The organism is Shewanella sp. 1180_01 (genome assembly GCF_052850535.1).
Window position 1 is genome coordinate 1 of sequence record NZ_VXCT01000125.1, and the last position, 1800, is coordinate 1800.

Annotated in this window: 2 protein-coding genes; one reads left to right on the plus strand and one right to left on the minus strand. The window is 38.9% G+C overall.

Annotated features, from left to right (window positions below):
- Window positions 1-592: RepB family plasmid replication initiator protein (locus FW758_RS24365; RefSeq protein WP_446446805.1), on the plus strand; the 592-nt coding region annotated here is incomplete at its 5' end.
- A gap of 83 nt (window positions 593-675) precedes the next feature.
- Here the strand turns inward: FW758_RS24365 and FW758_RS24370 are convergent.
- Window positions 676-1044 (minus strand): hypothetical protein, encoded by a 369-nt coding sequence (locus FW758_RS24370; RefSeq protein ID WP_446446806.1) that lies wholly within the window; start codon window positions 1042-1044, stop codon window positions 676-678.
- Between the last annotated feature and the right edge of the window lie 756 nt (window positions 1045-1800).

Here is a 1800-nt window from a genome sequence, read left to right on the forward strand (position 1 = left end):
GTTGGTGTTCAGTAAGTACGGTTATTCCTCCAACACGGTCAAACTGACGTTTTCAGAGTTTGCTAAGTTTTGCGGTTATCCCAGCCGGCGTTTTGATAAAAACTTGCGTAAACAGATCGGTGATTCACTCGGGCGCATCCAAAGCCAAAGTTTGTCATTCAGACGCAAAAACACTGAAAAGGCCGTGCATACGGGGATGTTGTTGCGGGCCATGTATGATGGCGAAGAAGATATTGTCGAGCTAATGGCCGATGAAACCCTGTGGGATCTGTATCGGTTAGACTATCAGGTGTTGGTTAGTCTGCGAGTATTGGAAAAATTGCCCCGTGCAGAGGTCGCACAGTGCCTGTATTTGTATTTCACATCTTTACCCGAGAATCCTCACCCAGTGTCATTTGAGCGCCTTAGAGAGCGTTTGAGGCTTGAAACGACCAAAAAAGAAGCAAACCGTAAAATTAAGACTGGTATTCAGAAGTTGGAATCGATTGGCTACTTATCTGGCAGCTTCGCAGTGAAGAACGGCGAGCAATACTATCTGATTGATCAGCGTTACAAAAAACTGGAAGCCGCCATCACAGGCTCGCTATTTTGATAATGTAACTTTATCAAGTTGATGTTAAATCAGTTCTCTAGAGGTTTGATTCATTCAATGTGCAAAGCGAATGAATATAACTTTTATGCATTGATGCCGATAAGAACACTAACCAATCCAATAAATAAACTTAAAAGGGCCATTTGATGTCTTCTTTGAATTGCGGCCCAGCCAGAATCAGTAAGCTTCCAATGAGTCTGTACATTTGCAAAAGAGGGAGCAGCAGATAGGTGACCATCTTCATCGACTTTACCAGTAGGAAGATTCTCGTAAAGAACATCAACCCAGCCTCGAATTTGAGCTGTTAAAAGTAAAGCTTGCGTAGCCTCATCATTACCTACGCAACGTTCAATAACAGGTACATTCCCTGGTAATATTATTGCAATCCTCTGTTGCGCAACCTTTTTTAGAACTTTATGAACCTTATTCTCATAACTTATAGATTCAAACAAAACTAAATCCTTTAAGGTGCTTAACACCTAAATTTAGCACGAAAAGACGCACTATAGTTGAGGTAGTAAGTCGCATTTGTGGCTATAAATTTTGTCTCACCAACTACACAATTTGTTGGACGTGTATTATTCCAAGCATCGATTAAAATTTCTTTTGCCGGGGCATGCCAAAACTTAACTGTTTTGCACAGCTTAGGGCCAGTAAGCTCCATCTTTAAGCTCCTAAAAGATCTAATAATAGCAACAACCAAAGCATACTAAGGCTTTCATCGGAGAATGGTGTATTCCAATTGGGTAAATAGACACTTTTTTGTTCAAAAAATCCATAAAAATAATAAAATTAAAATCAACAACTTAAAGTTATATCATTAAGAACCATTTCACATGCTATGCCGCCAGTTATTCATTATTCAATAAAACTGATCGTAAATACACCGAACTTTGTTCCTCTAAATTAAACAGAAACACCAAAGTGTATTTTAATTGGGCTTGAATGAGGGCATATGGTGTATGCCAAGTGGGTAAAATTTCCACCTACAAGGAAAATTTAAATTCAAATTTCGAAAGAGTTTGCGATGCAAATTTTGATGTACGCTACAAAAAATCACAACGATACTAAATCACAATTAGGTGTACTCTAATTGGGTTATTAACATAAGTGGCGCACATGGTTCGAACTGAAAATGCATTATTACCTATACCGGTTACCAAAAACCTTTACAGCACTAAACACCTAACGATTAGCAACACAACCAC